This is a genomic window from Fischerella sp. (assembly GCF_013388695.1).
Lineage (GTDB): Bacteria > Cyanobacteriota > Cyanobacteriia > Cyanobacteriales > Nostocaceae > PCC9605.
Genome location: NZ_JACAEU010000148.1, coordinates 1 through 7,144 on the forward strand (window position 1 = coordinate 1; position 7,144 = coordinate 7,144).

Sequence of the window (7,144 nt, forward strand, 5' to 3'; positions counted from 1 at the left end):
CCACTATCCACTAACCACTATCCACTAACCACTATCCACTAACCACTATCCACTATCCACTATCCACTATCCACTAACCACTATCCACTATCCACTATCCACTATCCACTATCCACAAACTAAATTACGGCTTCCACCCCGCTAACAGATTTGGATAAGCAGTTGTTGTGGGAAAGAGGTTCTTAAAACCAATCTGGCGTTGTTGTGGGGGTTCTTTGGTCATATTCCACAAACTTTCATAGAAAAAGAAAGAAACTCCAGCAAACTTGCGATCGCGCACTTGTTGCACTTGTTGGGCAATCTGAGTCATGGGTACGTGTTTGCGTTTTAACCCTGTCATAATGCCAATACTCACGGGTATATGACTTTGGGCGGCTTGTACTTCTGGACGCTCTAATTCGTCCTTAAAGACGTTGGGATCGTCCCGATATACTTGCACAACTAAGTCTTCAACAAGTCCCATTCTCTCCCATTTTTGCCAGTCTGCTAGAAAGAATTCGTAGGAAAAGCGTTGGGGATTGGGTGCTACGGAGACGATGCAGTTCTTTTTCGTCGCTTTAATAGCTTTGAATACCCGCTTCATATAGTCGGTAATTTTATTTGCTCTCCACTGCACCCATTCTGGATCTTTAGAGTTGGCAGGAGGAGCTTTGCCTCTGTGTTCTTTTTTGTACAGCGCAACTGTATAGGCATCGTATCCTAATTCCGATGGTAAACCGAAATGATCGTCAAATTGAATGCCATCGATGTCGTAGTTTCTGACTATTTCTACGATTAAATCTTGGATGAATTTTTGCACCTCTGGGCGAAAGGGATTTAACCAAACTCTATCATGAATGCCTTCTTTCCAAATTTTGCTACCGTCGCGGCGACTAGTCAGCCATTGCGGGCGACGTTTTGCCAGTTGGGAGTCAGCGGGAGCCATAAAGCCAAATTCAAACCAGGGAATGACTATTAAGCCTTGTTGATGTCCCACGCTGACAACTTCTTTAAGCATATCTCGCCCTTGCAATCCAGGTGTGGGATCGAGCGATCGCCCAATCGTTCTTTGGGCTACTTTGCTGGGATACAGCGTCCAGCCCCAATTCCACACGGCAGGATAGACAACGTTAAAATTTAGCTGTTTCAGGTTTTGCAAGGCACTCTTGAGGCGATCGCTTTCAAACAGTACATTGCTATCGATATTGGTTAACCATACCCCCCGTAACTCTGATATTTGCGGACGGGGAGGAAGAGGAAGATTTTGAGCCTGTAAGGGAAAAGATAGCATCACTGTGGCTACTACTGAGAGGATAGCCAATACAGTAAATAAAGTCAGGTTTCGGTTGCTACTTTGACGAGCGTTCCACAAGAACAGCCGCTTAGACATTTTTACAAACTTTTTCATCATTGAGTGGGTACAAAATTTCACATCGGCTTCAACAAATCATCAATCATGACTTGAAATATTGCCAAGAGGTTGCACTGCTAAATTCTGCACCAAAGGATTATGTACTACCTAGTAAGACATACGCAATATAGAGACGTACCAGGCATAGCACGTCTCTACAGGGTTACAGAGTGTGTTAATTAGTTGCTAACATACCCGAAAAAAGTAGCAGGTTATTAAATCCACAATTGTAAAAGTGTGATCTAAACTTTTTTGAGCAATCTCCCATGTTCTATCAAGTTTGTACCAAAAGTAACTTGAGCCAGCGTGCTAGGTTACTGTTGCTTTCATCTGCTATTTATACAAGCAGAGAAAGTGTGAGTGCCAATAACTAGTGAAGCATACTGGTAGCAATTGAAATCAATTGAGACTAAGAAGATTTCTTACAATCTTTTGTTATATCTAATACAAAAGACTATCTTGATTTCTGTGTTTTTTAACTCAATCGAAACGTGCATTCGAGAATCAATTTTTGATTTAAGAGGGAATAGGGTTGAATTTGTAGGGCACGACGAAAAGCAGCGATCGCTTTAGCATATTCTCCTACTGCCGCGTAAGACAAGCCCATACCATGAAGTGCGCCAAAATGGACTGGATTAATCTGAATAGCCATCAGGCAATCAGCTATAGATTTTTCATATTTGCCAGTGGAGTAGTAAAGAAAAGCACGACGGTTCCAAGCTTCGGCAAAATCTGGTTGTTCGTTAACTAACTCGGTTAGTACTGTTTCTGCCTTGGCAATTTGACCTGAATCCATTAACTTTTGGCTGCGTTCAATCATTTCCAGCCCGTAAATACCTTTTTGCTGATACCAGATGCGCCAAAGTTTTTTTGTCGCCTGTTCGCGAACTGTTTCATCGGGATTTTTCAAGTCTTTAAGTAAGGAATTGACAAATAAAGAATCCATGAATCCGACACTATTGAAACTATCTTTAGGATCAAATTTCGCACAAAATGTTCTCAGAAGAAACTTCTTAACTGAGCTTTTAAAATTCACCTTTAAATTGCAAGTTAAGCAATAAATGTGTTATTTGTTGTAGTCTGGAATACGATTAATGCGGGTAGGAGCGTAGACGCGCAGCGGCTACTCTACGAGAAGGGCTACGCCGTACGGTGCAGGGTAGCATTTGGTAAGTAATACTTTCCAAAACCAATAAATTCTCGCCCAAATGCTTTGCCTGCACATTAGTGCTTAGTTGATCGTCAAAAATCCCAAGCTTGTTGAGCGTTAACCATTGACGATTGACTATTGACGATTGACTGCTGACTGTTGACTAAATAGGAAATATCCCAAAAAAAAACAGGTGGCTATGCCAAAGCAAAACAGTGTTCCCAGGCATATAGTTCTCACTTCTCATCCCAGTCGCTCTGGTCCCAAACCCATTCCCATCAAGTGGGGAGTAAGCGATCCGATGGAACGGGGCCCCGTGATTGCCACGTTGACAAAGCAAGCACACCGTAATGCGATCGGTACTCACTCTGGCAGTTATGCGGTTTATCGTGCCTTAGCTGTGGCAAGGGGCGTATTACAGTCAGATCACAGGGCGGATCTAACCAATACTTCTCCTGTTGAGCATATCGGGCCGCATCCGAGTTGGTTTGATCCAGATAAAATAGTTTCCCTTGACCCCTTTGGAGCGATTGTTGGCGAGGTTTTTGCACCTTATTACGAACAGGGGTATGATATTCTTCCTACCATCGCCATTACCAAGGCCCACATCAATATGCCTGAACTGCTAGAGGCGGTGGCAAAAGGACGTTTAGCGATTGATGGCAAGATTATGAAACCAGGTGGCGATTTGGTCGTCACCAAAGCTGCCATTGAGCCTGTTTGGTATTTACCAGGAATTGCTAAGCGCTTTCAAATCACAGAAGGGGAGTTACGCCGCGCTTTATTTGAACAAACCGGAGGCATGTTTCCAGAACTGGTAACACGTTCCGATCTAGAAGTGTTTTTGCCGCCAATTGGGGGCGTGACGGTGTATATCGTCGGGGATATGGCAGCAATTGGCGATCCTAATAAACCCCTAGCAGTGCGGGTACATGATGAATGTAACGGTTCCGATGTATTCGGGTCGGATATTTGCACCTGCCGCCCTTATCTGGTACATGGTGTTGAAGTTTGCGTGCAAACAGCGCAAGAAGGTGGTGCTGGTATTATTGTCTACTGCCGTAAGGAAGGACGGGCTTTAGGAGAGGTAACGAAATTCCTGGTTTACAATGCCCGCAAACGTCAAGAAGGAGGCGATCGCGCTGATGCCTACTTTGCTCGCACCGAATGTGTGGCAGGCGTCCAGGATATGCGCTTCCAAGAATTAATGCCAGATGTTTTGCATTGGTTGGGTATTACCCGCATCGACCGGATGGTATCGATGAGTAATATGAAGTACGAGGCTATTACCCAAGCAGGAATTGAAATTGTGGAACGGATACCAATTCCAGAGGACTTAATTCCTCAAGATGCACGTGTAGAAATTGAAGCTAAAAAAGCAGCTGGTTATTATACCACAGGAGAGGTATTAGATTCTGATAGTTTGGCAGAGGTGAAGGGACGGTCTTTGACAGATTGAATGATGGTCAAGAGTCAAGGGTCAATAGTCAATAGTCAATAGTCAAAAAATATGGAGTTATGGACTTTTGACTCTTGACTCTAAAAAAAGGGTGTATCGGGAGAGGGGCAGTAAAAATTATGGAAATGGAAACCGCCAAGACGCCTAGTACGCCAAGGGAAGAAAGGGAGTTGGTCGTTTATTTGCGATCGCCTATTGCTATTCGGGAGCGTTGTGGACAACTATTTAAAATGGCAGTTGCAGGTAAATCGCATCATTTTGTTTGCGATTTGAGTCAGTTGGAACGGGTAGCAGACTATGTAATTGAGGTGATGCGGGAGCAATACCCAGATTTGCAAATTCCCTTTCACAGTCGTTGGCGGCATTTTGAAGCTGGGGGTGTACCGCGTCTAGCTAAATTGGATGAAAAGTTAGCAGGACTGACGCCAACTCAAAAAGCTGCTGCCAAATTTGATTTAGCGATCGTCAGTGTTTTGTTAGATGCTGGTGCTGGCGATCGCTGGCATTACTATGAGCAAGAAACTCAAATGAGTTTTAAACGTTCCGAAGGTTTAGCAATAGCAAGTTTCCAGATGTTTTGTCAAGGGTCTTTTGCAAGCGAACCTCATCAACCATTACAAGTAGATGCTCAAAAATTACAACAATTAACAGAACAGAAACTAGCAGATGGGTTTGGTGCAAATGCAGAAAATCCCTTGGTGGGAATTGCAGGGCGGTTGAAATTATTGCAAAAATTAGGTCAAGTTTTACTCGCTTCACCACAGATGTTTGGGGAGCAAAATCCCCGTCCGGGTAACTTGGTAAATTACTTATTGGCACAAGCAAAAAACAACCAGCTAGCAGCCGAAACCGTATTAAGTGCAGTTTTAGAAGGACTAAGTGATATTTGGCCTGGACGCTTAGAAGTTGCTGGGGTGAACTTGGGAGATGTTTGGTTTCATCCAGCTGTTGCTGATGATGGTTTGGTGCCATTTCACAAACTATCTCAATGGCTTACCTACTCCCTCCTCGAACCTCTCCAAGAACTCGGTATAGAAATCACTGGTTTAGATGTCCTGACCGGATTACCAGAATATCGTAATGGGGGATTATGCTTAGACTTAGGTCTTATCAGTGCTAAACATCCAGATATTTTTTCCCAACCTCAATCAGTAGCATCTGAAGTTATAGTTGAATGGCGTGCCTTAACCACGATCCTCTTGGATAAAATCGCCACTACAGTGCGAGAAAAATTGGGTAAGAGTGCCGAAGAACTACCACTTGTGAAAATCTTGCAAGGGGGAACCTGGACAGCTGGACGAAAAATAGCTGCCCAACTCCGAACAGGTGGTATCCCCCCCATCCAGATAGAAAGCGATGGCACAGTATTTTAGCTGTGATTAGTTGTTTGTTGTTTGTTGGTTGTTGTTTGTTGTTTGTTGGTTCCAACAACCACCAACTAATGACTAATGACCAATGACCAATGACTAAATAACTAATATGGGAAATCAAATAATACTAATTAAGCATCCATTAATTCAGCACAAACTGACGTTAATGCGTAAGGTTGAAACCAGCACGGTAAAATTTCGTGTTCTCCTCAAAGAAATTAGCATGTTGTTGGCGTATGAGGTAACACGAGATTTGCCACTGAAAAGTGAAGCAATTAAAACACCACTGGCTTCAATGAACGCCCCTGTCCTTGCATCGGACAAAAAGCTGGTAATTATTTCTATTCAACGGGCAGGACAGGGAATTTTGGATGGAATGCTGGAGTTGATACCATCAGCAAGGGTGGGACACATTGGTTTGTATCGCGATCCCAAAACTCTGATTCCAGTGGAGTACTATTTCAAAGTTCCCCATGACATAGACAAACGCGATGTGCTAGTGGTCGATCCCATGCTGGCAACTGGCAACTCTGCTGTCGCAGCGGTGGAAAGACTGAAATCAACTAATCCCCTGTCGATTAAGTTTGTTTGTTTACTTGCTGCGCCAGAAGGAATTGAGCATTTCACTGAGGTACACCCTGATATACCTATCTATACAGCGGCTATTGATGAAAAGCTGGATGAACACGGCTACATTATTCCCGGATTAGGAGATGCTGGGGATAGGTTATTTGGGACTAAATAATTCCATCGCGGCAGACAATGCCTAGGCAAAAATGATGAATTATGAATCATTAATGATGAATTATTCTTCTTTTTACCTAGATTGTGACAAGCTACTACGCATTTACAAGCATTATTATGTATTCACTATCCTCGAAAGTTCAGGAGAAATTTCTGACTGAACTTATTCCTTTTTATACAGATATACTGCATATATGCTTACCTCAAAGTTATTGTGATGAATATTTTGAAACAATTACAATCTATCTATATCAAATGCTACGGTATTAAATGTTGTGTAATGCAAAATCTATAGGGTGTTTATCTCTACCAAAAGTATTAATACTTATGATAGTTTTCAATATGAAAATGCTCCTAATGTTTTCCTGATTACAATTTATCAATCTTCCTGAAAGCAGAGCGGATATATACTATCGGCACAAAACCTACACCCTGAGGTTAGTTTTATTTGGGCTTGTCTACTATAGGAAATTAATATGTCAGCACCTACCATCGGACAACTGGAGAGAGAAATCTCAAATCGTATCCGTTCTCTGTATAGTGTTGAGCTAGGGCTGCGTCCTAGCAGGATTAATTGCCATTTTTTTCATGGAGAGTTGGCAATTACTCTAGAAAATTCTGTTACCAAGGTGGAGGAAATATTGATGAAATCTGGTTCTGATATTTTGGCTGAGCAAGTGCGAATAGATATAGATAAAATAATTATTCCGCAGATTCAAGATTTGATTGAAGAAATAATTGGCAAACCTATACTAGATTTAATTAGTCATACAAATTTAACAACAGGTCGTACTGGCATAATTGTGTTTATAGGAAAATTGCCTGAAGTTCGCAATCCTCAGGCAATTCCTAAAGCCGTTAAAAAAAATGCAGCTGGCTGATATGACAGTGTGTGGTAAGTATTAATTAGCCACCTCATATCTTGCACCTACCGAATAAACTCGGAAAAAACAGATAAAGAGTACAAAAGTGCGACATTAGAAGCAGTGTAAGGCTTGGTCACTACTTAGATATTTCAAGAACTATAAAAC

At 42.2% G+C, this 7,144-nt stretch carries 6 protein-coding genes; 4 read left to right on the forward strand and 2 right to left on the reverse strand.

Going from position 1 to position 7,144, the window contains the following annotated elements; genetic code table 11:
* Positions 1-124 precede the first annotated feature (124 nt).
* Both HXY43_RS19845 and HXY43_RS19850 read right to left on the reverse strand, forming a co-directional pair.
* Complete coding sequence (locus HXY43_RS19845) at positions 125-1,390, reverse strand: glycoside hydrolase family 10 protein (RefSeq protein WP_290886572.1); 1,266 nt, start codon at positions 1,388-1,390, stop codon at positions 125-127.
* A 475-nt stretch (positions 1,391-1,865) separates the two neighbouring features.
* The gene (locus HXY43_RS19850) at positions 1,866-2,336 is read right to left on the reverse strand and encodes a tetratricopeptide repeat protein (RefSeq protein ID WP_290886575.1); all 471 of its coding nucleotides are present in this window, start codon (positions 2,334-2,336) and stop codon (positions 1,866-1,868) included.
* Between the two features lie 403 nt (positions 2,337-2,739).
* On the opposite strand from HXY43_RS19850, the gene HXY43_RS19855 reads away from it, so the two are divergent.
* From HXY43_RS19855 to HXY43_RS19870, 4 genes are all read left to right on the forward strand, one after another.
* Positions 2,740-3,999 (forward strand): GTP cyclohydrolase II, encoded by a 1,260-nt coding sequence (locus HXY43_RS19855; RefSeq protein ID WP_290886578.1) that lies wholly within the window; start codon positions 2,740-2,742, stop codon positions 3,997-3,999.
* A gap of 119 nt (positions 4,000-4,118) precedes the next feature.
* The gene (locus HXY43_RS19860; protein ID WP_290886581.1) at positions 4,119-5,372 is read left to right on the forward strand and encodes a URC4/urg3 family protein; all 1,254 of its coding nucleotides are present in this window, start codon (positions 4,119-4,121) and stop codon (positions 5,370-5,372) included.
* Between the two features lie 106 nt (positions 5,373-5,478).
* A complete protein-coding gene (gene upp / locus HXY43_RS19865) occupies positions 5,479-6,114 on the forward strand; it encodes a uracil phosphoribosyltransferase (protein WP_290886584.1) in 636 nt (211 codons plus the stop codon).
* 475 nt (positions 6,115-6,589) lie between these two features.
* Positions 6,590-6,994, forward strand: a complete 405-nt coding sequence (locus HXY43_RS19870; protein ID WP_290886587.1) for a DUF2294 domain-containing protein — start codon at positions 6,590-6,592, stop codon at positions 6,992-6,994.
* Positions 6,995-7,144 lie beyond the last annotated feature (150 nt).

What these genes read in the sequence shown, in the direction of transcription:
- HXY43_RS19850 (WP_290886575.1), bottom strand. Translation starts at nt 2,336, where the DNA reads ATGGATTCTTTATTTGTCAATTCCTTACTTAAAGACTTGAAAAATCCC.
- HXY43_RS19860 (WP_290886581.1), top strand. Translation starts at nt 4,119, where the DNA reads ATGGAAATGGAAACCGCCAAGACGCCTAGTACGCCAAGGGAAGAAAGG.
- upp (WP_290886584.1), top strand. Translation starts at nt 5,479, where the DNA reads ATGGGAAATCAAATAATACTAATTAAGCATCCATTAATTCAGCACAAA.
- HXY43_RS19845 (WP_290886572.1), bottom strand. Translation starts at nt 1,390, where the DNA reads ATGATGAAAAAGTTTGTAAAAATGTCTAAGCGGCTGTTCTTGTGGAAC.
- HXY43_RS19855 (WP_290886578.1), top strand. Translation starts at nt 2,740, where the DNA reads ATGCCAAAGCAAAACAGTGTTCCCAGGCATATAGTTCTCACTTCTCAT.
- HXY43_RS19870 (WP_290886587.1), top strand. Translation starts at nt 6,590, where the DNA reads ATGTCAGCACCTACCATCGGACAACTGGAGAGAGAAATCTCAAATCGT.